23 protein-coding genes are annotated in these 25,946 nt (G+C 70.4%); 14 read left to right on the forward strand and 9 right to left on the reverse strand.

The features are described 5' to 3' along the window. Window positions 1-98 precede the first annotated feature (98 nt). Window positions 99-473 (reverse strand): FKBP-type peptidyl-prolyl cis-trans isomerase, encoded by a 375-nt coding sequence (locus ACSC1Q_RS39540; RefSeq protein ID WP_436763872.1) that lies wholly within the window; start codon window positions 471-473, stop codon window positions 99-101. Window positions 474-1,069: 596 nt separating this feature from the next. On the opposite strand from ACSC1Q_RS39540, the gene ACSC1Q_RS39545 reads away from it, so the two are divergent. From ACSC1Q_RS39545 to ACSC1Q_RS39565, 5 genes are all read left to right on the forward strand, one after another. Beyond that, window positions 1,070-2,371, forward strand: coding sequence for an ABC transporter substrate-binding protein (locus ACSC1Q_RS39545; RefSeq protein ID WP_436763873.1), 1,302 nt, complete (start codon window positions 1,070-1,072; stop codon window positions 2,369-2,371). A gap of 225 nt (window positions 2,372-2,596) precedes the next feature. Next, window positions 2,597-3,565 (forward strand): carbohydrate ABC transporter permease, encoded by a 969-nt coding sequence (locus ACSC1Q_RS39550; protein ID WP_436763874.1) that lies wholly within the window; start codon window positions 2,597-2,599, stop codon window positions 3,563-3,565. Further along, the gene (locus ACSC1Q_RS39555; protein ID WP_436763875.1) at window positions 3,562-4,419 is read left to right on the forward strand and encodes a carbohydrate ABC transporter permease; all 858 of its coding nucleotides are present in this window, start codon (window positions 3,562-3,564) and stop codon (window positions 4,417-4,419) included. Before ACSC1Q_RS39550 ends, ACSC1Q_RS39555 begins: the two co-directional genes overlap by 4 nt. Continuing rightward, window positions 4,416-5,834, forward strand: a complete 1,419-nt coding sequence (locus ACSC1Q_RS39560) for a GH1 family beta-glucosidase (RefSeq protein WP_436763876.1) — start codon at window positions 4,416-4,418, stop codon at window positions 5,832-5,834. Before ACSC1Q_RS39555 ends, ACSC1Q_RS39560 begins: the two co-directional genes overlap by 4 nt. 22 nt (window positions 5,835-5,856) lie before the next feature. Continuing rightward, entirely contained in the window at window positions 5,857-6,852 is a 996-nt protein-coding gene (locus tag ACSC1Q_RS39565; protein WP_436763877.1) for a LacI family DNA-binding transcriptional regulator, read from the forward strand. Window positions 6,853-6,877: 25 nt separating this feature from the next. Here ACSC1Q_RS39565 and ACSC1Q_RS39570 read toward each other — a convergent pair whose 3' ends face one another. Both ACSC1Q_RS39570 and ACSC1Q_RS39575 read right to left on the reverse strand, forming a co-directional pair. Continuing rightward, window positions 6,878-7,873: a LacI family DNA-binding transcriptional regulator gene (locus tag ACSC1Q_RS39570; protein WP_350973735.1), complete on the reverse strand. Its 996-nt coding sequence runs from the start codon at window positions 7,871-7,873 to the stop codon at window positions 6,878-6,880. Continuing rightward, window positions 7,870-9,249 (reverse strand): GH1 family beta-glucosidase, encoded by a 1,380-nt coding sequence (locus ACSC1Q_RS39575; protein ID WP_436763878.1) that lies wholly within the window; start codon window positions 9,247-9,249, stop codon window positions 7,870-7,872. The genes ACSC1Q_RS39570 and ACSC1Q_RS39575 overlap by 4 nt, the downstream gene beginning before the upstream one ends. Before the next feature lie 195 nt (window positions 9,250-9,444). Between ACSC1Q_RS39575 and ACSC1Q_RS39580 the strand changes: the two genes are divergently transcribed. From ACSC1Q_RS39580 to ACSC1Q_RS39590, 3 genes are all read left to right on the forward strand, one after another. Then, window positions 9,445-10,800 carry an ABC transporter substrate-binding protein gene (locus tag ACSC1Q_RS39580; protein WP_436763879.1) on the forward strand — a complete coding sequence of 452 codons (1,356 nt, stop codon included), beginning with the start codon at window positions 9,445-9,447 and terminating at the stop codon, window positions 10,798-10,800. A gap of 82 nt (window positions 10,801-10,882) precedes the next feature. Beyond that, on the forward strand, window positions 10,883-11,857 hold the full coding sequence (locus ACSC1Q_RS39585) for a carbohydrate ABC transporter permease (protein WP_436763880.1): 975 nt from the start codon (window positions 10,883-10,885) through the stop codon (window positions 11,855-11,857). Window positions 11,858-11,912: 55 nt separating this feature from the next. After that, complete coding sequence (locus tag ACSC1Q_RS39590; protein ID WP_436763881.1) at window positions 11,913-12,863, forward strand: carbohydrate ABC transporter permease; 951 nt, start codon at window positions 11,913-11,915, stop codon at window positions 12,861-12,863. A gap of 68 nt (window positions 12,864-12,931) precedes the next feature. On the opposite strand, the gene ACSC1Q_RS39595 is transcribed toward ACSC1Q_RS39590, so the two are convergent. Then, window positions 12,932-13,873 (reverse strand): YflT domain-containing protein, encoded by a 942-nt coding sequence (locus tag ACSC1Q_RS39595; protein WP_436763882.1) that lies wholly within the window; start codon window positions 13,871-13,873, stop codon window positions 12,932-12,934. Window positions 13,874-14,116: 243 nt separating this feature from the next. Here ACSC1Q_RS39595 and ACSC1Q_RS39600 point away from each other — a divergent pair, with 243 nt between their 5' ends. After that, window positions 14,117-14,284 carry a hypothetical protein gene (locus ACSC1Q_RS39600; protein WP_436763883.1) on the forward strand — a complete coding sequence of 56 codons (168 nt, stop codon included), beginning with the start codon at window positions 14,117-14,119 and terminating at the stop codon, window positions 14,282-14,284. A 52-nt stretch (window positions 14,285-14,336) separates the two neighbouring features. Here ACSC1Q_RS39600 and ACSC1Q_RS39605 read toward each other — a convergent pair whose 3' ends face one another. After that, window positions 14,337-15,776 carry a GuaB1 family IMP dehydrogenase-related protein gene (locus ACSC1Q_RS39605; RefSeq protein WP_436763884.1) on the reverse strand — a complete coding sequence of 480 codons (1,440 nt, stop codon included), beginning with the start codon at window positions 15,774-15,776 and terminating at the stop codon, window positions 14,337-14,339. 135 nt (window positions 15,777-15,911) lie between these two features. Between ACSC1Q_RS39605 and ACSC1Q_RS39610 the strand changes: the two genes are divergently transcribed. Further along, on the forward strand, window positions 15,912-16,379 hold the full coding sequence (locus ACSC1Q_RS39610; protein ID WP_436763885.1) for a GyrI-like domain-containing protein: 468 nt from the start codon (window positions 15,912-15,914) through the stop codon (window positions 16,377-16,379). A gap of 122 nt (window positions 16,380-16,501) precedes the next feature. Here ACSC1Q_RS39610 and ACSC1Q_RS39615 read toward each other — a convergent pair whose 3' ends face one another. The 4 genes from ACSC1Q_RS39615 to ACSC1Q_RS39630 form a co-directional block, all read right to left on the reverse strand. Beyond that, on the reverse strand, window positions 16,502-17,035 hold the full coding sequence (locus tag ACSC1Q_RS39615) for a hypothetical protein (RefSeq protein WP_436763886.1): 534 nt from the start codon (window positions 17,033-17,035) through the stop codon (window positions 16,502-16,504). Window positions 17,036-17,081: 46 nt separating this feature from the next. After that, entirely contained in the window at window positions 17,082-17,321 is a 240-nt protein-coding gene (locus ACSC1Q_RS39620; RefSeq protein WP_436763887.1) for a helix-turn-helix transcriptional regulator, read from the reverse strand. Between the two features lie 248 nt (window positions 17,322-17,569). Further along, the gene (locus ACSC1Q_RS39625) at window positions 17,570-18,265 is read right to left on the reverse strand and encodes a nitroreductase family protein (protein ID WP_436763888.1); all 696 of its coding nucleotides are present in this window, start codon (window positions 18,263-18,265) and stop codon (window positions 17,570-17,572) included. A 62-nt stretch (window positions 18,266-18,327) separates the two neighbouring features. Then, entirely contained in the window at window positions 18,328-19,461 is a 1,134-nt protein-coding gene (locus tag ACSC1Q_RS39630) for a CaiB/BaiF CoA transferase family protein (protein ID WP_436763889.1), read from the reverse strand. Window positions 19,462-19,663: 202 nt separating this feature from the next. On the opposite strand from ACSC1Q_RS39630, the gene ACSC1Q_RS39635 reads away from it, so the two are divergent. The 4 genes from ACSC1Q_RS39635 (at window position 19,664) to ACSC1Q_RS39650 (ending at window position 25,303) form a co-directional block, all read left to right on the forward strand. Next, complete coding sequence (locus ACSC1Q_RS39635) at window positions 19,664-21,400, forward strand: serine/threonine-protein kinase (RefSeq protein WP_436763890.1); 1,737 nt, start codon at window positions 19,664-19,666, stop codon at window positions 21,398-21,400. Window positions 21,401-21,526: 126 nt separating this feature from the next. Further along, complete coding sequence (locus ACSC1Q_RS39640; RefSeq protein ID WP_436763891.1) at window positions 21,527-22,561, forward strand: NAD(P)-dependent oxidoreductase; 1,035 nt, start codon at window positions 21,527-21,529, stop codon at window positions 22,559-22,561. A gap of 118 nt (window positions 22,562-22,679) precedes the next feature. Further along, the gene (locus tag ACSC1Q_RS39645; protein ID WP_436763893.1) at window positions 22,680-24,029 is read left to right on the forward strand and encodes an FAD-binding oxidoreductase; all 1,350 of its coding nucleotides are present in this window, start codon (window positions 22,680-22,682) and stop codon (window positions 24,027-24,029) included. A gap of 14 nt (window positions 24,030-24,043) precedes the next feature. After that, on the forward strand, window positions 24,044-25,303 hold the full coding sequence (locus tag ACSC1Q_RS39650; protein WP_436763892.1) for a class I SAM-dependent methyltransferase: 1,260 nt from the start codon (window positions 24,044-24,046) through the stop codon (window positions 25,301-25,303). Window positions 25,304-25,946: the final 643 nt, after the last annotated feature.

The raw sequence follows: 25,946 nt of genomic DNA on the forward strand, positions 1-25,946 counted from the left end.
CCCGTGCCGTCTCACCCCGGGGCGTCAGCTCACGCCGAGCAGGTCCGGCGTGAGCTCACGCCGAGCAGGCCGCGTCAGCTCACGCCGAGCAGGTCGCGTCAGCTCACGCCGAGCAGGTCCACGACGAAGATGAGCGTCTCGCCCGGCTTGATGCGGGCGCCCGCGCCGGCGCTGCCGTAGCCGAGGTGCGGCGGGATGGTGAGACGGCGGCGGCCGCCGACCTTCATGCCCGCGACGCCCTGGTCCCAGCCCGCGATGACCCGGCCCCCGCCCAGCGGGAACTGGAAGGTGTCGCCGCGGTTCCACGACGCGTCGAACTCCTCGCCCGTCGAGAAGGCCACGCCGACGTAGTGCACGGTGACCTGGTGCCCCGCCTTGGCCTCCGGGCCATCCCCTACGACGACGTCGACGATCTCCAGCTCCGAGGGCGGGGCGCCTTCCGGAAAGTCGATCTCCGGCTTCTCCAGTGCCACGTGGTTCTCCTTGGTTGGATACGCGCCGGCCGATTTCCGACCGGCCGGACGACTCTACGGGTTCCGGCGCCGCCACGAGAGCCATGGGGGCGGGGGCGGCCTCCGCGTCGTCCTTCGGAGGCGGGCCGTACTTCCCGGGAACTTCCCGAGAGGAGCTTCCCGGGGGCCTCGCGTACGGGGGCGGCGAGACGCGTCACCCGGGATCACGCCGCGCGGGGGCGGCGGTCATCGGCGCCGCGGGTGCCGGCGGCGCGGGGAGGCATGCGGAGAGTCGCTGGGGAGCGCTCTCTGAGAAAGAGGGTGACCCGCCCCGCGGGGAGTGTCAAGAGCTCGGCGCGGCGCCATGGAACATGACGGAAACGCGACCTTAATGTGACCTTTCGTCGTGGGAACGCTCCATTCACCAGAAAATTTAACCTCAAAACCTCTGTGACCTGCGGAGATGCTCAAAGAGTCGGGAGAGCGCTCTCCGTGAAAAGCTGATCGCCGGGCTCCGATCGGCGCGGGGGAGACCGTTGACACGTAACCCGCTTGGCATCAATCTGCTCAGGGAGCGCTCTCTCCATGATCACTTATGAGGACCCTAGGAGGGTTCCATGCGTAAGTTACGCCAGCGGTTCCTCGCCCCGATGGTCGCCGTTTCCGCCCTGGCCCTGGGCCTGACCGCCTGCGGCGGCGGTGACGCCGAGACCACCGGGACCGGCGGAGCGGCCTCCGCGCCGGCCGAGAAGATCAAGCTGACCGTCGGGCTGTTCAGCGACTTCCACTACGCGCCGCTGTACGAGGAGTTCAAGAAGACCCACCCCAACGTGGAGATCGTGGAGCGCCGCGCGCAGTTCAACGACCACCACACCAACCTCATCACGCAGCTGACCACCGGCGCGGGCGCCGCGGACGTGGTCGCCGTGGAGGGCGGTTACATCGGCGCCTTCACCCCGGTGCCGGACAAGTTCTACAACCTCAAGGAATACGGCCTCGACAAGCGCGAGAGCGAGTACCTCGACTGGAAGTGGAAGCTGGGCGTCTCCAACGACGGCTCCTCGCTCCTGGGCCTGGGCACCGACGTCGGCGGCCTGGCCATGTGCTACCGACCCGACCTGTTCAAGAAGGCCGGCCTGCCCACCAACCGCGACGAGGTCGGGGCCCTCTGGCCGACGTGGGACGCCTACATCGAGACGGGCAAGAAGTTCGTCGCGGGCAAGGTGGAGGGCGCCAAGTTCACCGACGGCCCCGGCGAGCACTTCCGCGCCATGGTCGAGCAGGCCCCCATCGGCTTCTACGACGCCCAGTACAACATCGTCGCCGCCACCAACCCCGACGTGCGCAAGGCGTTCGACACCGGCGTGCAGATGATCAACGACGGTCTCTCGGCCAACCTCGCGGCCTTCTCGCCGCCGTGGAACACCGGCATCGCCAAGGGCACCTTCGCCACCATGGTCTGCCCCGCGTGGAAGACCGGCACGATCAAGGACCAGAAGCCCGGCGAGGGCACCTGGGACATCGCGGCGGTGCCCGGCGGCGGCGGCAACCAGGGCGGTACCCACCTGATGCTGCCCAAGCAGGGCAAGCACCCCAAGGAGGCCGCGGCGCTGATCGACCTGCTGACCAGCAAGGAGAGCCAGATCAAGCTCTTCACGGAGGCCAGCGCGCTGCCCTCGCTGCCCGCCCTGTACGACGACCCGGCGGTGAAGGACTACGTCAACCCGTACTTCGGCAACGCGCCGATCGGCAAGATCTTCACCGACGCCGCCAAGGCGCTCAAGCCGCAGCCCGTGGGTCCCAAGGCCGGTGACGTCCTGCAGGCGATCGGCAACGGTCTCCAGCGGGTCGACCAGGGCAAGCAGAACGCCGAGGAGGCCTGGGCGCAGGCGCTCAAGGACGTCAGCAGGATCAAGTAGTCGCCCCCGGCCGGCTGGTCTCGCACCGGTCGGCCACCTGCCCGTGCCTCCCGCCGTCCCGCGAGGGGCACGCCCCCCGTCCCCGCGAGGGCCCGCCCCGGGTCCCCGCGAACGGCACGCCCCCCGTGCCGGCGAGCCGTGCGGTTCCCGGCGCGACGGGCCGGGTGCCTCCCGCGACGGGCCGCACGCCTCCCGCCGTCCAACGAATCGCCGAAAGGAGCTGCCATGGCCACCCGCGCGCCCGATCGCCTGGCGGCGGTCCCACCGAACAGGCCGAAGCGACCTCCCCGCCTCCGCCGCCACCTGATCCACCAACTCGACGTCAAGGGCTCGCCGTACGCCTACGTGGCCCCGTTCTTCCTGCTGTTCTCCGCGTTCGGGCTGTTCCCCCTCGCGTACACCGCCTGGGTGAGCCTGCACGAGTGGACGCTGCTCCAGGACGAGCAGACCTTCGTCGGCCTGGAGAACTTCAGGACGCTGCTCGCCGACGACTACTTCTGGAACGCCACCTTCAACACCCTGTCCATCGGGGTGCTGTCGACCGCGCCGCAGCTGCTGCTCGCCATCTGGCTCGCCCACCTGCTCAACCGGCCGCTGCGGGCGCAGACCTTCTTCCGCATCACGCTGCTGCTGCCCAACGTGACCAGCGTGGTCGCGGTGGTGGTCATCTTCAGCCAGCTGTTCGGCCGCGACTTCGGCATGATCAACTGGGTGTTCTCGCTGGTCGGCGTGGACGGCGTCGCCTGGAACGAGGGGGTGCTCAGCTCCCACTTCGCCATCTCCACCATGATCATGTGGAGGTGGACGGGCTACAACGCCCTGATCTTCCTCGCGGCGATGCAGGCCGTACCGCGCGAGCTGTACGAGGCGGCCACCATCGACGGCGCGAGCGGGATGACCCAGCTCCGCAGGATCACCATCCCGATGATCAAGCCCACGATCATCTTCGTCGTCATCACCTCGACGATCGGCGCGATGCAGATCCTCGCCGAGCCGCTGCTGTTCAGCTCCTACATCATCACCGGCGGGGTGGACCGGCAGTACCAGACGCTCTCACTGTTCATCTACGAGAACTTCACCAAGCTTGACTTCGGCTACGCCTCGGCCATCTCCTGGATGATGTTCGTCTTCATCGTGGTGGTCGCGGGCATCAACTATCTGCTCACCCGTCGCGGGAAGGGAGGGCTGACGTGAGCGCTCACACCACCGTCTCCGCGGTCCGGCGGCGCTCCGGCGGCGCCGCCCGCAGGCTCACCTACCTCACGCTGATCGCGGTGGCGTTCTTCTCCATGCTGCCGCTCTACTACAGCGTCGTGGTCGCCTCCCGCGACAACGCGGCCCTGGCCGACGTGCCGCCGCCGCTCATCCCCGGCGGCAACTTCTTCGCCAACGTCGCCCGCGTCTTCGACACGGTCCCCTTCGCGCTGGCGATGCTCAACTCCGTCATCGTCTCCGGCTCCGTCGCGCTCGCGGTGATGTTCTTCTCCACGCTGGCCGGGTTCGCCTTCGCCAAGCTGCGCTTCCGCGGCCGCAACGCCCTGCTCCTGCTCACCGTGGCGACGATGATGGTGCCGACCCAGCTCGGCATCATCCCGCTGTACATGCTGATGGTGAAGCTGGAGTGGACCGGCACCATGTACGCGCTGATCGTGCCCGCGCTCGTCAACGCGTTCGGCGTGTTCTTCATGACGCAGTACCTCTCCCGGGCGCTGCCGACCGAGCTGCTCGAAGCCGGGCGGGTCGACGGCTGCACCACCTGGGGCCTGTTCTGGCATGTCGTGCTCCCGGCCGCCCGCCCGGCGGCGGCCGTGCTCGGCATGCTCACCTTCATGTCGGTCTGGAACGACTACTTCTGGCCGCTGGTCGTCCTGACCCCGGAGGATCCGACGGTCCAGGTCGCCCTGTCCACACTGGCCAGCGGATACGTCAACGACTACGTGCTCGGCCTGGCGGGTACCACGCTCGGCACGCTGCCACTGGTCATCGTGTTCGCTCTACTCGGCAAACAGATCATCGGAGGAATCATGCAGGGAGCGGTGAAGGGATGACCGTCGTCGGCACTCGGGGGGCCACCCTTACGGAAGGGCGTGCGGACTTCCCCACCGGTTTCGTCTGGGGCGCGGCCACCGCGTCCTACCAGATCGAGGGAGCCGTGAAGGAGGACGGCCGCGAGCCCTCGATCTGGGACACCTTCTCTCGCACACCGGGAAAGGTCGTCGGGGGTGACACCGGCGACGTGGCGTGCGACCACTACTTCCGCCACGCCGACGACATCCGGCTGATGACCGAGCTGAACCTGGCCGCCTACCGCTTCTCGGTGGCCTGGCCCCGGGTCCAGCCGTACGGCAAGGGACCCGTCAACACGCGCGGCCTCGACTTCTACAGCCGCCTGGTGGACCGGCTGCTGGAGGCGGGCATCACGCCGTACGCCACCCTCTACCACTGGGACCTCCCGCAGACGCTGGAGGACGCGGGCGGCTGGCCCGAGCGCGACACCGCCCACCGCTTCGAGGAGTACGCGGCGGCCGTGCACGCGCGGCTGGGTGACCGGGTCCGCAACTGGGCGACCCTCAACGAGCCGTGGGTGGCGGCCTTCCTCGGCTACGGCAACGGGGTGCACGCGCCCGGCAGGACCGACGCGGCGGCGGCCTTCCGCGCGGCCCACCACCTGTTGCTGGGGCACGGGATGGCGGCGCGCGCGCTCCGCGAGGGCGGAGCGGAGGAGATCTCGCTGGTCCTGAACCTGTCACCGGTGATCACCCCCGCGCAGGTGGACGACCCCGGGGCCGAGATCTCGGAGGCGGACGCGGAGGCGGTCAACCGGGTCGACACCCTGCTGGTCAGGCAGTTCGTCGAACCGGCGCTGCGCGGGGAGTACCCCGCGGAGTTCCTCGACATCGTCGGGCGCAACGGCGGCGTCGACCACATCTGGGACGGCGACCTGGCGACCATCAACCAGCCGATCGACCTGGTGGGCATCAACTACTACAACCCGTGCGTCGTGGAGGCGGGTCCCGGCGAGGCGGCCGACGCGGCGTGGCCGGGCACCGAGGACATCCGGTTCTGCCCCGCGGACGGCGTGCCCGCCACCGCGATGGGCTGGCCGATCGTGCCGAACGGGCTCTCCCGGCTGCTGGTGCGGCTCTCCGACGACTATCCGGAGGTCGGCCTGATCATCACCGAGAACGGCGCGGCCTTCGACGACGTCGTGGAGGACGGCCGCGTCCACGACGTCCGCAGGACCGAGTATCTGGACGGTCACCTGCGCGCCGTGCACGCCGCGATCGCCGACGGGGCCGACGTGCGTGGTTACCTGGTCTGGTCGCTGCTGGATAATTTCGAGTGGGCCGAAGGGTACCGGCGCAGGTTCGGGATCGTGCACGTCGACTTCGCCACCCAGCGGCGCCTGCTCAAGGACAGCGCGCTGTGGTACCGCGATGTCATCACACGCAACGGACTGTAACCGACCATAGGGGAAGAACACCATGAGACGACCCACCCTGGAGGCGGTCGCCGCCCGTGCCGGGGTCTCCCGGTCGACCGTCTCCCGGGTGGTGAACGGTCAGACCACGGTCACCGCCGACATCCGGGACCTGGTCATGCGCGCGGTGAACGAGCTCGGCTACGTCCCCAACGGGGCGGCGAGGAACCTGGTGACCCAGACGACCAACTCGGTCGCCCTGGTCGTCTCCGAGTCGCCGAACCGGGTGTTCTCCGACGACCCGATGTTCTCCACCGTCATCCGCTCGGCCAGCCTGGAGCTGGAGGCCGTCAACAAGCAGGTCGTGCTGCTGCTGGCCGGGTCGCCGGAGAGCCACGCCCGCGTGGAGCACTACATCGCCGGCGGCCACGTCGACGGCGTCATGCTGGTGTCCAGCCACGGCGCCGACCCGCTGCCGGTCGCGCTCACCCGGCTGCGCGTCCCGGTCGTCTCCTACGGCAGGCCCGCCGTGCCGGTCGCGATGCCGTACGTCGACAACGACAACGTCGACGGCGCCGCCGCGGCCGTGCGGCACCTGCTGGAGCGGGGCAGGCGGCGCATCGCCACCATCGCCGGGCCGCTGGACATGATCGGCGGGCAGGACCGGCTGGCCGGGTACCGCGAGGTGCTCCGCGACTCCGACCGCCGCTCGATCATCGCGGTCGGCGACTTCACCCGAGAGTCGGGGGCGATCGCGATGCGGCAGCTGCTCGCCGACGACCCGGAGATCGACGCGGTCTTCGCCGCGAACGACCTGATGGCGATCGGCGCGATGCACGCGCTCCGCCAGGCGGGCCGGCGGATCCCCGAGGAGGTCGCCATCGTGGGCTACGACGACATAGAGGCCGCCCGCTACACCGACCCGCCGCTGACGACCATCCACACGCCGCACGCCGAGCAGGCCGCGGCGATGGTCCGCCTGCTGCTCTCCCTCTTCGAGGGTGGCCTCGCCGAACCGGTGATCGTCTCCACGGAACTGGTCGTCAGGGCGTCCTCGTAGCCTCCCGGCCGGGTCCCGCCGGTGTTCAGGACCCGGTCGACCCCCGGACGACCAGCTCGGTGGGGAGCATCACCTGTGACTTCTCCTCCAGGTCGAGGACCATGCGGGCGAGCCTCCGCCCCATCTCGACGGTCGGCTGCCTGACCGTGCTCAGCGGGGGCTCGGTGTAGGACGCGGCCGGGATGTCGTCGAAGCCGACCACCGCGACGTCGTCGGGAACCCGGCGGCCCGCCTGGCGCAGGGCCGGCAGCGCGCCCAGCGCCATCATGTCGTTCGCCACGAACACCGCGTCGATCTCCGGGTCGTCGGCGAGCAGCTGCCGCATCGCCGACGTCCCCGACTCGCGGGTGAAGTCGCCGACCGCCACGATGGAGCGGCGGTCGGAGTCGCGCAGCACGGCGCGATAGCCGTTGAGCCGGTCGATCCCGGCGATCATGTCCTGCGGTCCCGCGATGGTGGCGATGCGCCGCCTGCCCCGTTCCATCAGGTGCCGCACCGCGCGCTCGGCGCCGCCCGCGTTGTCCATGTCCACGTACGGCAGGCTGCTGGGCACGGTCGGCCGGCCGCTGCACACCACCGGAACCCCGCGCCTGGCGAGGATGCCCGGCAGCGGGTCGGTGCCGTGCATGGACGCGATGACCACGCCGTCGACGTGGCCGTTGGTGGCGTAGCGCTCGACCCGCTGGTAGCCGCCCGTCATGCCGGTGAGCATCAGCACGAGCTGCTTGTCGGCCTCCTCGATCTCCATGCTGACCCCGCGGATGATCCCGGCGAAGGTGGGGTCGTCGGAGAAGACGCGGGTCGCCGGTTCGGGGAAGACGAGTGCTATGGAGTCGGCCCGCTGGGTGACCAGGCTCCGCGCGGCCTGGTTGGGCACGTAGCCCAGCTCCTCCACGGCGCGGTTGACCGCGTCGCGGATTTGCGGTGCCACGCGCGTGGAGCCGTTGACCACGCGCGAGGCGGTCGCCCGGGACACACCGGCCCGGGCGGCCACCTTCTCCAGGGTTGGCCGGGCCCTCACAGCCCGTTCCGGCGTACGACCTCGCTGTACCACAGCGCGCTGTCCTTGGGAGTGCGGCGTTGTGTCGCGTAATCGACATGTACGACACCGAACCGCTTGCGGTACCCTTCGGCCCACTCGAAGTTGTCCAGGAGTGACCAGACGAGGTAACCGCGCAGGTCGGCGCCGCCCTCGATGGCCGCGTGCGCCGCGCGCAGGTGCCCGTCGAGGTAGGAGAGACGGCCGGTGTCGTGCACCTCGCCGTCCTCGACGACGTCGTCGAAGGCGGCGCCGTTCTCGGTGATGATCAGTGGGGTGCCCGGATAGTCGCGCGAGAGCCGCAGGAGCAGGTCGGTCAGGCCGAACGGCTGGATCGGCCATCCCATCGCGGTCTGCGGCGCGTCGGCCCCGCCGAAGGCGATGCCCTCGCTGCCCGGGTAGACCGGGTTGGCGGGCTCGCCGGCGCGGGCGGTCACGGTCTGCGGGTGGTAGTAGTTCACGCCCAGCAGGTCGATCGGCTCGCTGATGATCTCCAGGTCCCCGTCGTGGACGAAGGACCAGTCGGTGAAGCGGCGGGCCCGCTCGACGACGTCGGCGGGATACTCCCCGCGCAGCAGCGGGTCCAGGAAGATCCGGTTCTGCAGGCCGTCGACGAGCTCGGCGGCCGGGGTGTCGTCGCCGATCACGGGGGAGAGGTTGAGCGTGACGCCGACCGTGGCGGCGCCGGAGGCGCGCAGCGCCTGGACGGCGAGGCCGTGGCCGAGCAGCAGGTGGTGGGCGGCGGCGAAGCCCAGCGCGGGATCGGCGAGCCCGGGGGCGTGGATGCCCGACGCGTAGCCGAGGAAGGCCGAGCACCAGGGCTCGTTCAGGGTGGTCCACGTCTCGACGCGGTCGCCCAGCCTGCCGTGCGTGATCGCGGCGTAGTCGGCGAAGTGCGCCGCGACCTCCCGGTTGGTCCAGCCGCCGCGGTCCTCCAGGGTCTGCGGCAGGTCCCAGTGGTAGAGCGTCACGATGGGCGTGATGCCGTTTCCGAGGAGCTCGTCGACGAGGCGGTCGTAGAAGTCGAGGCCGCGCGGGTTGACCGGGCCGGACCCGTCGGGCTGCACGCGCGGCCAGGAGACGGAGAAGCGGTAGGAGTGCAGGCCGAGGTCGCGCATGACCGCGACGTCCTCGGGATAGCGGTGGTAGTGGTCGCACGCGACGTCTCCGGTGTGGCCCGCGTGGACCTTGCCGGGGGTCCGGGAGAAGGTGTCCCATATGGAAGGGCCCCTGCCGTCATCCCGGGCGGCGCCCTCGATCTGGTAGGCCGCGGTGGCGGCGCCCCAGACGAAGCCCTCGGGAAACCTCAGCACGCCGGAGTCCTGAAGGTCGTAGGACTTTTCGGCGGACATGGTCATGTCCTCACCGCCCCATTCTGTTCGGCTGTCACGTGAGAGCGCTCTCTGGAGCATCACGGTATCGCACAGATTGTGTCAAGAAAATTGAGACCGTAACCGTAATATCACAGTTCTTGACATCGCGTTGTGGGCAGACAATTCTTCCAGAGAGCGCTCTCACACTCCCCGGCAATTGTGTATATGGAGGAAGGTTCCATGTCGCTCCTCTCTCGGCCTCGGCGCACCGCCCTCGCGGCGGGCACCATCGGGCTGGCGTTGGTCGTCACCGCCTGTGGATCATCGGACCCCGCGCCGTCGGCGGGCGGCGGTGCCAGCGCCGCTCCCGAATGCGCCGCCTTCAGCCAGTACGGCAAGCACGAGGGCAAGACCGTAAGCATCTACTCGCCGATCCGTGACACGGAGGCCGACCTCTTCGAGCAGGCGTGGAAGCCCTTCGCCGACTGCGTCGGAATGAAGATCACCTACGAGGGCACCGGCGAGTTCGAGGCCCAGATCCAGGTCCGCGCGGACGGCGGCAACCCCCCCGACATCGCCTTCTTCCCCCAGCCGGGCCTCCTGGAGCGCTTCGCCAAGGCGGGCAAGCTCAAGCCGGCCTCCGAGGAGGTCAAGAAGCTCACCGGCGAGGGCTGGTCGGAGGACTGGGCCAAGTACTCCACCGTCGACGGCGTCTTCTACGGCGCCCCGCTGGGCGCCAGCGTGAAGTCCTTCGTCTGGTACTCCCCGAAGATGTTCACCGAGAAGGGCTGGGCAATCCCCAAGACCTGGGACGAGCTCATGACGCTCACCAACACGATCGCCGGCAGCGGCGTCAAGCCGTGGTGCGCGGGCATCGAGTCCGGTGACGCGACCGGCTGGCCGGCCACCGACTGGATCGAGGACCTCATGCTCAGGGAGGCCGGTCCCGAGGGATACGACGACTGGGTGAGCCACAAGACCCCGTTCAACGACCCCAAGGTCACCGCGGCGGTCGACAAGGTCGGCGCGATCCTGAAGAACGAGAAGTTCGTCAACGGCGGCTACGGCCCGGTCAAGTCGATCGCCAGCACCGCCTTCCAGGAGGGCGGCGTCCCGATCACCGAGGGCAAGTGCGCCCTGCACCGCCAGGCTTCGTTCTACGCCAACTTCTGGCCCGAGGGCACCAAGGTGGCCGAGGACGGCGACGTGTTCGCCTTCTACCTGCCGGGCAACGACCCGGCCAAGAAGCCGGTGCTCGGCGCGGGCGAGTTCGTGGCGGCCTTCACCGACCGTCCCGAGGTCCAGGCCGTCCAGGCCTACCTCGCCGGCGCGGAGTTCCCCGCCACCCGCATGAAGCTCGCGACCTACGTCACCGCGCGCAAGGGCGTCGACCCGGCCAACGCCCAGAACCCGATCGACAAGCTCTCCATGGAGATGCTCCAGGACCCGAGCACGGTCTTCCGCTTCGACGGCTCCGACCTGATGCCGGCCGCGGTCGGCGCGGGCACGTTCTGGAAGGGCATGACCGACTGGATCAACGGCAAGGACACCAAGACGGTCCTCGACTACATCGAAGCCTCCTGGCCCAAGTCCTGACCTGAACCGGTGGGTCCGGCCCCGCGGTGACGCGGGGCCGGACCGTCGCCCGCCCGGCCCGATCCTTCCGGGAGATCCTCCGATGGACTTCGACTTCGCCGCCGAACTGCCGAAAATCGTCCAGCTGCTGATCGGCGTCGCCGCGTTCCTCGTGGTGGTCGCGGTGGTCCTGCTGCTGGTCGACCGCGCTCCGATGCGGCGGCGCGCGTGGACCCACGCCACGATCCTGCTGCTGCCCGCCCTCCTGCTCCTCGCCATCGGCCTGGTCGTGCCGGCCGTGCGGACCACCCTGCTGTCGTTCATGAGCGGTGACGGCCGGCAGTGGGTCGGCCTGGACAACTACGCCTGGATGTTCACCCAGCCGGAGGCGGTGACCGTTCTCCGCAACACCCTCGTCTGGGTGCTGCTCGTGCCGCTGCTGGTGACCGCGATCGGGCTGGTCTACGCCGTCCTGGTCGACCGCACCCGCTTCGAGTCGCTCGCCAAGTCGCTGGTCTTCCTGCCGATGGCGATCTCCTTCGTCGGCGCGGGCATCATCTGGCGCTTCGTCTACGCCTACCGCTCCGAGGAGCAGGACCAGATCGGCCTGCTCAACCAGATCACGGTCGCCTTCGGCGGCGAACCGCAGCAGTGGCTCCAGGACGCGCCGCTCAACACGCTGTTCCTGATCGTGGTCATGGTCTGGATCCAGGCGGGGTTCGCCACCGTGGTGCTCTCCGCCGCCATCAAGGGAATCCCCGCCGAGATCGTCGAGGCCGCCAAGCTGGACGGGGCGACCCCGCTGCAGATGTTCTTCCAGGTGACGCTGCCGTCGATCCGCCCGGCCGTGATCGTGGTGCTGGTCACGCAGTCGATCGGCACGCTCAAGCTATTCGACATCGTCCGCACCATGACCGGCGGCCAGTTCGACACCAGCGTCATCGCCAACGAGATGTACAACCAGGCGTTCCGGTACGGCGAGACGGGCAAGGGCGCGGCCCTCGCGGTCTTCCTGTTCGTCCTGGTGACCCCGATCGTGATCTACCAGATCCGCCAGCGCAGAGAGGCCGTCAGGTGACCGGGCGAGCAGGCCCGCACGGCGCCGTGAGCGCGCGGCGGGCGAAGGAGTCCACATGGCCACGTTGACCCAGACCGTGGTGCGGCCCGAGACGACGACCGCGCCGCAGCGTGTACGGCGGAGGCTGAGCGGCCGGGTCGCCAGCGCCGTCGCGATCGTCATCGCCGTCCTGTGGACCACACCGACCTTCGGCCTGCTGCTCTCCTCGCTGCGCCCGGAGGACCAGATCAAGACCACCGGCTGGTGGACGTTCTTCTCCAGCCCGGAGCTCACGCTGGAGAACTACCAGGAGGTCCTGTTCGGCACCTCCTCGTCCTCCGGCCAGATGATGAGCTTCCTGATCAACTCGATCGTCATCACGATCCCGTCGGTGCTCTTCCCGCTCGCCCTGGCCACCTTCGCCGCGTACGCGCTGGCCTGGCTGCCGTTCCGCGGGCGGGAGTGGATCTACATCGGCATCTTCGCGCTGCAGATCGTGCCGCTGCAGATGGCCCTCGTGCCGCTGCTGTCGTTCTTCTCCGAGGGCGTGTCCGTCTTCGGCCTCCAGCTGATGCCCGCCTGGGACCTGGAGGGCCCGGCCCGGTTCATCCAGGTCTGGTTCGCGCACACCTGCTTCGCGCTGCCGCTGGGCGTCTTCCTGCTGCACAACTTCATGTCCGAGCTTCCCGGCGAGCTGATGGAGGCGGCGAGGGTCGACGGGGCCAGCCACGGGAAGGTCCTGCGCACGATCGTCCTCCCCCTGGTCGGACCCGCGCTCGCCACCTTCGCGATCTTCCAGTTCCTCTGGGTCTGGAACGACCTGCTGGTGGCCCTGATCTTCGCCGGAGGCACCCCGGAGAGCGCCCCGATGACGGTACGGCTGGCGCAGATGGCCGGAACCAAGGGTAACGAGTGGCAACGCCTGACCTCGGGAGCGTTCGTCTCGCTGGTCATCCCGCTGATCGTCTTCCTGTCGATGCAGCGCTACTTCGTCCGGGGTTTGCTGGCCGGCAGCGTCAAGGGCTGACCGTTCCTCGACCGCGACCCGGCGGGCGCCCCCTGACCTGGGGGCGTCCGCCGGGTTTTTCCGCTGCTTCAGGAACCGGGCCGCTCCTTGGCGGCCGAGGCGGTGGAGCGGTCGGGAGAGACCGGCTGAACGGGGATCTGGTGCTCGGCGGTGCCGGGCCGCGCCGGGACGGGGCTCTCCTCGGTGTCCCGCGAGACGCTCGGCGAGGTGCCCGATGACCCCGATGACCCCGGTGACCCCGACGACACGGCCGGGGCCGGAGTGTCCTCGGTGACGTGCCCGGCCGGGGCGTCCGTGTGCGCGGGAAGGCCGGAGGCGGCCGGTCGCGGGGTGAGATCCGGGGTGACCGGCTGCGGGGGAAGGTCGGAGGTGACCGGACGGCCCGAGATGTCGGGGGCGGTCGGCTGCGGGGGGACGTCGGTGGCGAGCGTCTGGGAGGGGACGGGGTTGCGGGGGGCGGTGGCACCCGCGGCGGCCGGGTCGTAGAGGCCGGCGGACGGGGGAACCTCGACCACCATGGTGTCTGCCGGGCCGGGGGTCGACTCCAGGACGGCCCGCGCGTGGTCCATGTGCGAGGCCGCGACCAGCACGTCATAGCGGCCGGCGACGATCGCGCTGCGCGAGGCGAAGTCCCGCTTGCCGCCGGTGAACACGTGGTTGATGAACCCGAACGCGGCGCCCATCACGGCACCCCACAGGGCCGCCCAGAGCACGAGCACGAAGAACGACATCGTGGTCGAGGTGAACAGGCCGAGGAACATGCCCACCACGACGCCGAAGGCCGCGCCGCTCCCGGCTCCGGTGAGCGCGGCCCGCCCGTTGGTCATCCTGCCGGTGACGGTCTCCTCAAGTCTCAGGTCACTGCCGACGATCGCCACGTTCTCGACGGGAAATCCCGCGTCGGAGAGCCCGTCCACGGTTCGCTGCGCCGCGAGGTAGTTGTCGTAGCCTGCCAGGACCCTCCGGTCCACGACGACCTGCGTGTCCAGGCCGGTGGGCGTTCCATTCATTTCCGCTCGCCTTTCGGGGGTGGGAGATGGCTCGACGGGCCGACTACCCCGTGGGCGTAGGAGGATGCGCGTCCTCGCGGGGGATCTCGCCGCGGGTGACGACCGGGGAACCGCAAACGGCCAACGCCATGAATTGGGAAAGAAACCCGGACAATTTGGACATCGGTAAGGGCTTACCGTTAGGGTTCCTGGGAGATGTGGGTGAAGGGAGGTACTGGTGCCAAGGTCACGAAGGAACCGGAAATGATCGCGTGCATCGTGATGGTGGAGGTACTGCTGGTGCTCGCGGCCTTCGCCGCGGTGTACGGCCTCACCCGCTACCGGAGCAGGCCGCTGTGGCTGGAGGAGCGCCGCACGTCCGGCACCCGCGCCGACCCCGACGACCGGAGGCCGCGGACCTTCGGGCGGTGACCGGCGAGAGCGGGCGCCACGCGCACGGCGGCGCCGCGCTCCCACGGGTGGATCACCAGCTCTGGTGGAGCGGCATCCCCTCGGTGTAGCCGGACGTGCTCTGCACGCCGACCACCGCGCGCTCGTGGAACTCCTCCAGGGTGGCGGCGCCCGCGTAGGTGCAGGAGGAGCGCAGACCGGCCACGATGGCGTCGATCTGGTCCTCGACGCTGGGCATGACCGGATCGAGGTACATCCTGGAGGTGGAGATCCCCTCCTCGAACAACGCCTTGCGCGCCCGGTCGAAGGGGGAGTCCTCGGCCGTGCGCAGCCGTACCGCGCGGGCCGAGGCCATGCCGAAGTTCTCCTTGTACTTGCGCCCGTCGGCGGAGGTGCGGGTGTCGCCGGGCGACTCGTAGGTGCCCGCGAACCACGAGCCGATCATCACGTTGGACGCGCCCGCGGCCAGGGCCAGGGCCACGTCGCGGGGATGGCGGACACCGCCGTCGGCCCACACGTGGCGGCCCAGCCTGCGGGCCTCGGCGGAGCACTCCAGCACGGCGGAGAACTGCGGGCGGCCCACGCCGGTCATCATCCGGGTGGTGCACATGGCCCCGGGGCCGACGCCGACCTTCAGGATGTCCGCCCCCGCCTCGACGAGGTCCCGCACGCCCTCGGCGGTGACGACGTTGCCCGCCGCGACGGGCACGTCCGGGCCGAGCGCGCGGACCGCCCGCAGGGCGCTGATCATCTTCTCCTGGTGGCCGTGGGCGGTGTCGACGACCAGGCAGTCCACCCCGGCGTCGAGGATCTCCTTGGCCTTGGCGGCCACGTCGCCGTTGACCCCGACGGCCGCCGCGACGCGGAGCCTGCCCGAGTCGTCGACGGCGGGCCGGTACAGGGTGGCGCGCAGCGCGCCCGTCCTGGTCAGGATGCCGACCAGCCGTCCGTCCGCGTCCACGACGGGGGCGAGCCGGTGGCGGCCCCCGTGGAGGCGGTCGAAGGCCTCGCGCGGGTCGAGCCCGGCGGGCAGCGTGAGCAGGTGGTCGGACATCACCTGGGAGAGCTGGGTGTACATGTCCACGCCGGAGCAGTCGCTCTCGGTGACCACGCCGGTCGGGCGGTTGTCCCAGTCGACGATGATGATCGCGCCGTGGGCCCGCTTGGGCAGCAGGTTGAGCGCCTCGCCGACGGTGTCGTGCGGGGTGAGCGTGAGCGGCGTGTCGTGGACCAGGTCGCGTTTCTTGACCCAGTCGACGACGTCGGCGACCACGTCGATCGGGATGTCCTGCGGGATCACGGTGATCCCGCCCCGCCGCGCGACCGTCTCGGCCATCCGCCGTCCCGCCACCGCCGTCATGTTGGCGACCACGACGGGGATGGTGGTTCCGGTGCCGTCCCGGCTGGAGAGGTCGACGGCGAGTCGCGAGCCGACGGAGGAGAGCGACGGGACCATGAAAACGTCGCTGTAGGTCAGGTCGTAGGCCGGTGCCATCTCATTAAGAAATTTCACATTGATCCACCTTATCCCGTGAATTGCCAGAGATGAGCGTTCCCCTTTTCCCGGTCTTCGAAGAGGACCGGGCAGGTCGGGCCGGAGGCTAAGATCCGGTTTGCGCGAATAAGTGGATGGCCATGAGGAGGCATTGTGATCGTGGTTGATCGGCCCGAGATGCTTGTCGTAGGCCATGCCGTACGGACGTCGAACGCCGACGAGATGGAGCCGGGCCGGGGAAGGCTCGGCGCGCTCTGGGCGCGGGCGGGATCCCCCGGGGCCTTCGCCCATGTGCCGGGACGGGTCGACGAGAACATCTACGCGGTGCTCACCGACTACGAGAGCGACCACCACGGCGCCTACACCCAGATCGTCGGGGTCGCCGTGCGCAGCGCCGCGGCGCTGCCCGAGGGCATGGTGGCGGTACGGGTGCCCGGCGTGAAGTCGTTGAAGGTCGAGGCCCGCGGGCCGATGCCGGGCGTCCTGCTGGAGGCGTGGCAGCAGCTGTGGAAGCACACCGAGTCGGGAGGCACCCCGCCGAGGTCCTTCACCACCGACCTGGAGGTGCACCACCCGGGGGGCGCCGACGTCTACGCGGCGGTGTTCTCCTCGATGGGCTGAGCGGGACCGTTCCCGGCGCGCCGGGCGGGACCGCCCGGTGGCCCGGTACGGCCCCCGTGGCCGTACCGGACCTCCCGCCGCTGAGGGAGCCGCTCCCGGCCAGGCCGCCCACGGGGGCGGGCTCAGGCGTCGTCACCGGGCGGGTCGGCCAGCCGCCAGCCGGAGACGACCAGCGGAAGCACGAAGTGCGTCAGGCCCAGGGCGAGTATCAGGGCGAGGAACGCGTCCCCCGGCACGGAGTAGTCGCGGCCCTGTGACATGCCCAGCACGATGGCCGTTACGAAGACGGCGACCAGGATGCCCAGCGTGACCCGGTGGGCGATGGCGACGGCCCGCAAGCGCTCGCCCACCTGGCGCTCGTCCAGGTCGCGCTCGGCCAGTTCGACGACGCCGCGGGTCGCGACGTTGAGCAGTGAGACGGCGGGAAAGTAGATGACCATGCTGAGCGCCAGGAGCGTGAAGTCGGTCAGGTCGGCGCCGTCACCCGGCACGCCGTTCCAGGAGACGGCGACGTCCGCCCACAGGAGCGCCAGCGAGACGACCACCGCCGAGGCGATCAGCCGCCTGCGGCCCCGGGTGGCGTACCAGCCGGGCAGATAGTCGCGCTGCATGGCCTCCACACGGGTCTGACGCCAGCCTTCCTTCCACGTGTTCATCGAATACCTCCGGGGGGAGAACCCGGCCTCACGGCCGGGGAGGGGGTCAACTGGCCCGGCCGCTGCCGAGCCGGGGGAACGGTTCGAGGGAGAACACGACCTCCAGCGGCACCTCGAAGTGCTCGGCGATCCGCATGGCGAGGAACAGGCTCGGGCTGTACTCGCCGCGCTCCAGATAGCCGATCGTCTGGTAGTGGACCCCCAGCGCGGCGGCCAGGTCCTTGCGCGAGATCCCGCGCTCGGCTCTCAGCACCGAGATCCGGTTGTAGACGTCCTCCGCTGACATTTCGGCGACCCTCCCCGCTCAGGAGAGCCACGTGGCCGATGGCGGGGATGGGATACGAATGCGTGATGCAGTACTCATGTGAATAAATGTAGTACATCTACTACATATGAATCAACACCTACAACGAACAGAGGTACGGCTATGGCAGGGCCGGTGTCCCGGAGAAGGTGGTCAACGCTCAGAGGCGGCTGTCCCCCGAACTTCGGGGGACAGCCGCCTCTGAGCGTGGGAGGGAAAGGCGCTGGGGCTCAGCCCTCCTGCTTCCACAGGGGCTCGGGAACCTCGAAGCCCACGTCCTGACCCCACCGGTTGCGGTAGCTCACCTCGTGCGCCGGGCGGCGGGGCGCGACGCCCCAGCGGCCGGTCGGGTAGCCGAAGGTGACCGCGCAGGCCAGGGTCCAGCCCTTGCCCTCGGGCACGCCGAGGACCCGCAGCGTCTCCTCGGCGTGGAAGATGCCGAGCACGCTGGTCAGCGCGCTGCCCACCCCGTGGGCGCGGGCGGCCAGCTGCGCGCTCCACACCGACGGGAAGATCGAGCCGCCGGACGGGTCGTTGCGGACGAACGCGAACAGCAGCAGCGGATACCCCTCGAAGTGGTCGGCCAGGTGCTTGGCCGACTTCAGGACGTTGAGCGTCCGGGTGTCGCCCTCCGCCTCGGCCTTCTCCCGCATCGGCTTGTAGTGGCCCTCGAAGAGCCGCCCGAGCGCGTCCCGGTAGAGGGGGCCGAGCTTCTCCTTCACCGCGAGGTCGTCGACCAGCAGGAAACGCCAGCTCTGCACGTTGCCGCCGCTGGGCGCGCGGACCGCGGCGTCCAGGATGCTCCGCTGGACCTCCTCGGGGATCGGGTCCGGCTTGACCCTGCGCATCGCCCTGGTCGTGTAGAGGGCCTCGAAGACGTCCATTCCCGCCGGTCCGCCCTCGATCCCGTTTTCCGAACCTGCCATGCCTTCCGTGCCCTCCTTCGTCTCGGTGTTCGCGGGACCTTCGCCCGCGGTGTCCCCGCCCATCAGGCCAGCACCCCGGCCTCGCGCAGCCGCGTCGCGGCCTCGTCGGGCAGTCCCCAGGAGGACAGGTCCGCCAGCCGGGTGGACGGGGAGAGGTCCTGTTCGGGCACGCCGAGCAGGCGCGGCGCGGGCGCGGGCTGCCTGACCCCGCCGACCTCGACGAACAGGCCCCTGGCCTTGTTGTGCGGGTGGTCCGCGGCCTCGCCGCCCTCCAGCACGGGGGAGACGCAGGCGTCGGAGCCGTCGAACACCGCCTCCCACTCCGCGCGGGTCCTGGACCGGAACACCTCGGCGAGCCGCTCGCGGAGGGCGGGCCACTGTGACCTGTCGTCGCGGTCGGGCAGGTCCTCCAGGCCCATCAGGGTGGTCATCTCCGCCCAGAACCGCGGTTCCAGCGCCCCGACGGCCACGTACCGGCCGTCGGCTGTCTCGTAGGTGTCGTACATCGGCGCGCCGGTGTCGAGCAGGTTCGTGCCGCGCGGGCCCCAGCCGCCGGTCTGCACGCCGTGGTGGAACATCGCGAACAGCGTCGCCGCGCCGTCCACCATGGCGGCGTCGATCACCCGGCCCTCGCCGGTCCGCTCCCGCTCGATCAGCGCCAGCAGCACGCCGTACGCGAGCATGAGGCCACCCCCGGCGAAGTCGCCGAGGATGTTGATCGGCGGGGTGGGGCGCTCGCCCTCGCGGCCCAGCATCGACAGCACGCCGGAGACGGCGATGTAGTCGATGTCGTGCCCGGCGGTCGGCGCGAGCGGGCCGTCCTGGCCCCAGCCGGTCATCCGCCCGTAGATCAGGCGCGGGTTGACCGCGTGCAGGTCGGCCGGGCCGATGCCGAGGCGCTCGGCGACCCCGGGCCGGAAGACCTCGACGACCACGTCGGCGTGGCGGGCCAGCTCCTTGAACGCGGCCACCCCCTCGGGGGACTTCAGGTCCAGGCCGACCGTCCGTTTGCCCCGGTCCATCACGTCGGGGCGCGGCCTGTCCCCGGCCCTTGCCACGACGCTCGCGCGCTCGACGCGCAGCACCTCGGCGCCGTGGTCGGCCAGCATCATCCCGGCGAACGGCCCGGGGGCCAGCCCCGCCAGTTCGAGCACGCGGACTCCGGCCAGCGGGCCCCTCCTGGTCACGTGCTCCATCGGCATTCTCCTCGGGTGCGGTCCAGGTCTCGTCGAGTACGGCGTGCCCGGACGATCATCCGGTCGCGGGCCCCGCCGTACTCCCGCCCAAGTAGAACAACATTCGGCTTTCCATGGCAAGACACATCGCGAGGAGTCGCGTGGCGCCCGCGCGTGTATGGGAAACTTGCGCCCTCTCCGAATGGGACCTAGGGGTTTTGCGATGACATATCCGCACAGTGAACGGGTGGTCGCTGGGCGCTATCGATTGCTGCGAGAGCTCGGCAGGGGCGGGATGGGCGTCGTGTGGGAGGGCTACGACACCCTCCTCAACCGCTCGGTCGCCGTGAAGGAGGTGCTCCTGCCGCCCAACCTCTCCCCGGCCGAGTACCAGGTCCAGCTGACCCGCACCTCCCGCGAGGCCAGGACGGCGGCGCGGCTCAACCACCGCGGCATCGTGGCGATCTACGACGTGGCGGAGCAGGACGGCCGCCCCTGGATCGTCATGGAGCTGGTCAGGGCCCGGGGGCTCGACGAACTCGGCCTGCTGCCGGTGCGCCAGGTCGCCGACATCGGCCGCCAGGTCCTGTCGGCCCTGCGCGCGGCCCACGAGGCCGGGATCCTGCACCGCGACGTCAAGCCGAGCAACATCCTGCTGGACGCCGAGGGCCGCGCCGTGCTCTCCGACTTCGGCATCGCCGTCATCGAGGGCGACACCTCGCTCACCCAGACCGGCATGGTGACGGGCTCGCCGAGCTTCCTGCCGCCCGAGCGCGCCACCGGCACCGACGCCGGACCCTGGTCCGACCTGTGGGCACTCGGCGCCACCCTCTACGCGGCCCTGGTCGGCCAGGGGCCGTTCGAGCGCCGCGACGCCATCTCCACCCTCGGCGCGCTCCTCACCGAGGAGCCCGACCTCGGGGTGGTGCCCCTGGAGATGCGAGCCGTGCTCACCGGCATGCTCCAGCGGGAGCCCGCCCACCGGCTCACCGCCCAGCAGGCCGACGCCATGCTGGCCGAGGTCATCAACGACCCGTCGGCCGCGGCCCGCCGTACCGGGGAGACCGCCGTCCGCCACGCGGCGGGGGCCGGCGGACACCGTACGGGAGGAACCGGGGGCCACCGTACGGGAGGGGCCGGGCACCGCACGGGAGGGGTCCCGAACGGTACGCAGGAGAACTTCAGCCGCATCGGCAAGACCTCCCACCGCACCGGGGAGCCGGACCGGCACGACACCAGGAACTCGGCCGTGTTCGGCGGCCGCGGGGGAGGGCGGCTCCCGCTGATCGTGGGGGCCGTCGTGCTCCTGGCGGCCGGGGGCGCCGCGGCGGCCGTGGCGATGTCGCAGCCCGAGCGGCGGCCGGTGGCGCGCTCCGTGCCCACCGTGGCCGAGACCGCGCCGGAGCCGGTGGAGGAGACCGCGTCGGAGACCCCCACCCCGAGCCCCACCCCCAAGCCCGCCAGGACCAGGACGGCGGCGCCCGCCGGAGGGCTGAAGCAGTGGCGGGCCCGCCCCCCGGAGAACTGGTCCATCAGCTATCCGGCCGGATGGACCGGCGACTGGGCGGCCGAGACGGGCTACACCCAGTGGCTGCGCCGCGACGGTGCCGCCCACCTGTCGGTGGAGCCGCTGGAGGGGGCGGTCGACGGCCTGGAGCCGCTCCAGGAGACCGTCAGGGAGAGCGTGGCCCAGTGGAGCGACATCCAGTCCGAGGACACGGCCAAGATCCCCCTCGCCTACGGCGCCGGGCTCAAGTGGGAGTTCACCTGGACCATGAAGGACAACGGGGGAGCCCCCTGGGCCACCGCCGGGGTGACCTACCACGAGGTGCGGCGGTTCGTCGAGGTGGGCGACTCGGTCATGGTGCTCAGCTGGACCACCCACGACGCCGACTGGGTCGCCCAGCAGGCCCTCATGACCCGCGTGTTCGACAGCTTCCACCCCCGCGGCGGCGAGTGACCCGCCCCGGACGGCGCTCGGACCGCGCGTCCGAGGGCCTCCTCCTCCCCGCGGAGGACGTCCGGGCCGCGCGCCCGGCGGCCTTCCTCCCCCGAGCTCCCGTTCCTTCCCCTGGAGGCGAGTGACATGACCCGAAGGAGTCCGGGCCCCGGCGGCCTCCGCCCCGAGGCGGCGGGCGACGCGCCCTGGAGGGTGCTCGCGCTGCCGCCGCTCCCCGAGGACGCGGTGCGCAACCTGCTCGGCTCGCTCGGCGACCGGGTCGCCGTGTCGGTTCCCGCGGCCCGCGACCGGGAGTCGCTGCTCGCCGCCCTCGGCGACGCCGAGATCGTGGTCGGCGACTGGAGCGGCGGGCTCGCCCTGGACGCCGAGGCCGTCCGGGCCGCGCCGGACCTGGCGTTCGTGCAGCAGCCCTCCGTGGGCGTGGACGGACACGATCTCGCGGCGCTCGCCGGGGCGGGCGTGCCGCTGGCCAACACCGCCGGGGTGAGCGCGATCGGGGTGGCCGAGTGGTGTCTCGCCGCCGCGCTCGCGCTGTCGCGGCGGCTGCTCGACGCCGACGCCGCGGTCCGCGCGGGCCACTGGCCGCAGCTCGACCTCGGGCCCGCCGAGCTGTACGGCTCGCGCGTCGGCATCGTCGGGTTCGGCCCGATCGGCGAGGCCGCCGCCCGGATGTTCGCCGCCCACGGATGCGAGGTCTCCTACTGGACCCGCACGCCCCGCGAGGTGCCCTACGCCTACCGTGAGCTCGGCGAGCTGGTCGCGGGCTCCCACGTGCTCGTCCTGGTCGTCCCGCTGACGGAGGAGACCAGGAGGATGATCGACCCCTCCCTGATGCCCGCGGGCTCGCTGCTCGTCAACGCGGCGCGGGGGCAGGTGGTCGACTCGGCGGCGCTGCTGTCCGCCCTGGAGGCGGGGCACCTGGGCGGCGCCGCGCTCGACGTCTTCGACACCGAGCCGCTGCCGCCGGACGACCCGCTGCGCGACAGCCCGAGGGTCCTGCTCTCGCCCCACGTGGCCGGGGTGACCCCCCAGTCGACCGGCCGTCTGATCAGGTGCGTACTGGACAATCTGGAGGCCGCGATCGACGGCCGGCCCGTGGTCAACGTGGTGAACGGCGTTGACGCGGTGGTCGGTCGAAGATCGCCGGAAGGACGGTCGTAGAGTTTTCCCGTGTTTAACGCGCCCTGCCTGGCTCCGGAGACATCCGAGATATAACGTGCCTAGGGGCGATCTTTCCAACGAGGTCATGGGGGTGATTACCGTGCGGCAGATGACGGGGATGTCGGCGCACCGTCAAGCGGTGGAGCAGATCAGGGAGTCCTACGCCGCCATTCCGGGGGACGCGGTGCCCCGGCTCTCCAAGGCCACCACCAACCTGTTCCGCTTCAGGGACGGCGCCCGGTCGGCGAAGCTCTCGGCCAGGGACCTGGACCAGGTGATCGAGGTCGACCCGGTGGCGATGACCGCCGAGGTCCAGGGGATGACGACCTACGAGAACCTGGTGGACGCCACGCTCGCCCACGGGTTCATGCCGTACGTGGTCCCGCAGCTGAAGACGATCACGCTGGGCGGGGCGGTGACGGGGCTCGGCATCGAGTCCACCAGCTTCAGGGACGGCCTGCCGCACGAGTCGGTGGAGGAGCTGGAGATCCTCACCGGCGACGGCAGGATCGTGGTGGCCCGCGACGACAACGAGCACCGCGACCTGTTCCGCGCGTTCCCCAACTCCTACGGCACGCTCGGCTACGCCCTGCGGATCCGGATCAAGCTCAAGCCGGTCCAGCCGTACGTCAGGCTCACCCACATCCCGTTCGGCGACGCCGACAAGTGCATGCTCGCGATGCGCGAGATCTGCGAGCGCGGCGAGTACGAGGGCGAGCGCGTCGACTTCGTCGACGGCACGTTCTTCGGCCCCGGGGAGCTCTACATCACGGTGGGCCGCTTCGCCGACCGCGCCCCGTATCTCTCCGACTACACCGGGATGCGCATCTACTACCGGTCCATCCAGACCAGGACCCGCGACTGGCTCACCGTCCGCGACTACCTGTGGCGCTGGGACACCGACTGGTTCTGGTGCTCGCGCGCCTTCGGCGTGCAGACCGCGCTGGTGCGGTCCCTGATGCCGCGCAAGTGGATGCGCTCGGACGTCTACCGCAGGCTCGTCGGCCTCGACCGCAAGTACGGGGTGATCGCCAGGGTCGACCGCTGGCGCGACCTGCCTGTGCAGGAGTCGGTCATCCAGGACATCGAGGTGCCCGTCGAGCGCGGCGCCGAGTTCCTGGAGTTCTTCCACGACAAGGTCGGGATGGCGCCGGTCTGGATGTGCCCGCTGAGGTCCACCGGCGAGTGGCCCCTCTACCCGCTGGAGCCGGGACGGCTCTACGTCAACTTCGGCTTCTGGGGAACGGTCCCCCTCCCCAGGGGGCAGTTCGACGGTTACCACAACCGTTTGATCGAGAACCGGGTCCACGAGCTGGAGGGGCATAAATCGCTGTACTCCACTTCGTTCTACCCGGAGGATGAATTCTGGCGGTTTTATAACGGAACTGCCTACTGGCCGGTCAAGCGGGCATACGACGGGGGTGGCCGGTTGCTCGACCTCTACGACAAGTGTGTTCGGGGGCGTTAAGAGAGGCTGATTCTGTGTTGCTCGCAGAGATCTTCGAGAAGGTCATGGGGCCCGAGGCGGACGTGCGCTTCGTCGCCTACGACGGAAGCAAGGCCGGTCCGTCCGGCGCCGACATCAGTGTCGAGGTGAAGACCCCGGCGGCCGTCGCGTACCTGGCACAGGCCCCCGGAGAGCTGGGTCTGGCCAGGGCGTACGTGTCCGGCCACCTCGACGTCGACGGCGACATGTACACCCTGCTGTCCCGCATGTGGTCGCTCACGGTCAACGACATCCCGGTCGGGCAGAAGCTCGCGGCCATCCGAGCCCTCGGGGTCCGCCCGCTGCTCACCCGGATGCCGCCGCCACCGCAGGAGGTGCGGCGCAGCGTGCTCGCCCGGATGGGCAGCAGGCACGCCAAGCAGCGCGACGCCGAGGCCATCCACCACCACTACGACGTTTCCAACAGGTTCTACTCGTGGGTGCTCGGCCCCTCCATGGCCTACACCTGCGCGGTCTTCCCCGAGCGGGAGTCCACGCTGGAGGAGGCGCAGCTCACCAAGTTCGAGCTCGTCGCCCGCAAGCTGGACCTCAAACCAGGCATGAAGCTGCTCGACGTCGGCTGCGGCTGGGGCGGCATGGTCATCCACGCCGCCCGCGAGTACGGCGTGAAGGCGCTGGGGGTCACCCTCTCGCGCCAGCAGGCCGAGTGGGCGCAGAAGGCCATCGCGGAGGCCGGTCTGGGCGAGCTCGCCGAGGTCCGTCACATGGACTACCGCGACGTGCCGGAGACCGGCTTCGACGCCGTCAGCTCGATCGGCCTGACCGAGCACATCGGCAAGGACCAGCTGCCCTTCTACTTCCGCTTCCTGTACGACAAGCTCGTCCCCGGCGGGCGGCTGCTCAACCACTGCATCACCCGCCCGACGGGCACGGAGAAGACCCTCAACGCCGGGGGCTTCATCAACCGCTACGTCTTCCCCGACGGTGAGCTGGAGTCGGTCGGCTACCTGGCCCGCCAGATCGAGGACACCGGTTTCGAGATCCGCCACGAGGAGAACCTGCGCGAGCACTACGCGCAGACCCTCCGCTTCTGGTGCGCGAACCTCGACGACCACTGGGACGAGGCGGTCAAGGAGGTCGGCGAGGGCACGGCGCGGGTCTGGCGCCTCTACATGGCGGCCTGCGTGGTCGGCTTCGAGCGCAACAAGATCCAGCTCCACCAGGTCCTCGGGGTGAAGCTCGGCACCGACGGCGCGGCCGGCCTCCCGCTCCGCCCCTCGCTCGACTGGCCCTGACACCCGAGACCAGACGGCCGGGACCCGGCCCTCGGAACCTGACACCCGGCACCTGAACATCCGGTACCTGACATCCGGCATCCGAACATCCGGGACACGGTTCACGCGGGAAGCCCCCGCGCGGGAGACGCTCGTACGGGATGTTCCTCTACGAGAATCCGCGCGGGCGCTCACGTGAGCGCTCACACCGGACCGGACGGCCCCCGCCTCGGACACCCCGAGGCGGGGGCCGTCCGGCTTCGAAGCCCCCCCGCGCCGGGACCTCCCCGCGCCGGGTTCTTCCCCGTGCCGGGGGCCTTTCTCCGCACCGGGACCTTCCCCGTGCCGGGACCTTCCCCGCGCCGGAGCCTGGATGGGCCGTGTCCTGGAACGGTCCGGACGCAAGCGCGAACGCAAATTCTTGCACGCGAATGACGGTAGATTTCATCGACATTTCTGACTATTGCGTTTGCGTATCGAGTCCTGTCAGGATGACGCAGGCAGCCCGCTGTCGCGCCGGGGACGACGCGTGCCGCCCCCGTGCCCGTGGCGTGCGGTTTTCTCCTGGCCGGAACACGTTCCAGCCGCCCGCGCGGGCCCCACCGGCACGGCACCCCCCGCCCCCCGGATGGAGCGGCGAAGCACGGATGGCCGCTCCGGACGA

It is taken from the genome of Streptosporangium heterodermiicola (genome assembly GCF_051390675.1).
GTDB lineage: Bacteria > Actinomycetota > Actinomycetes > Streptosporangiales > Streptosporangiaceae > Streptosporangium.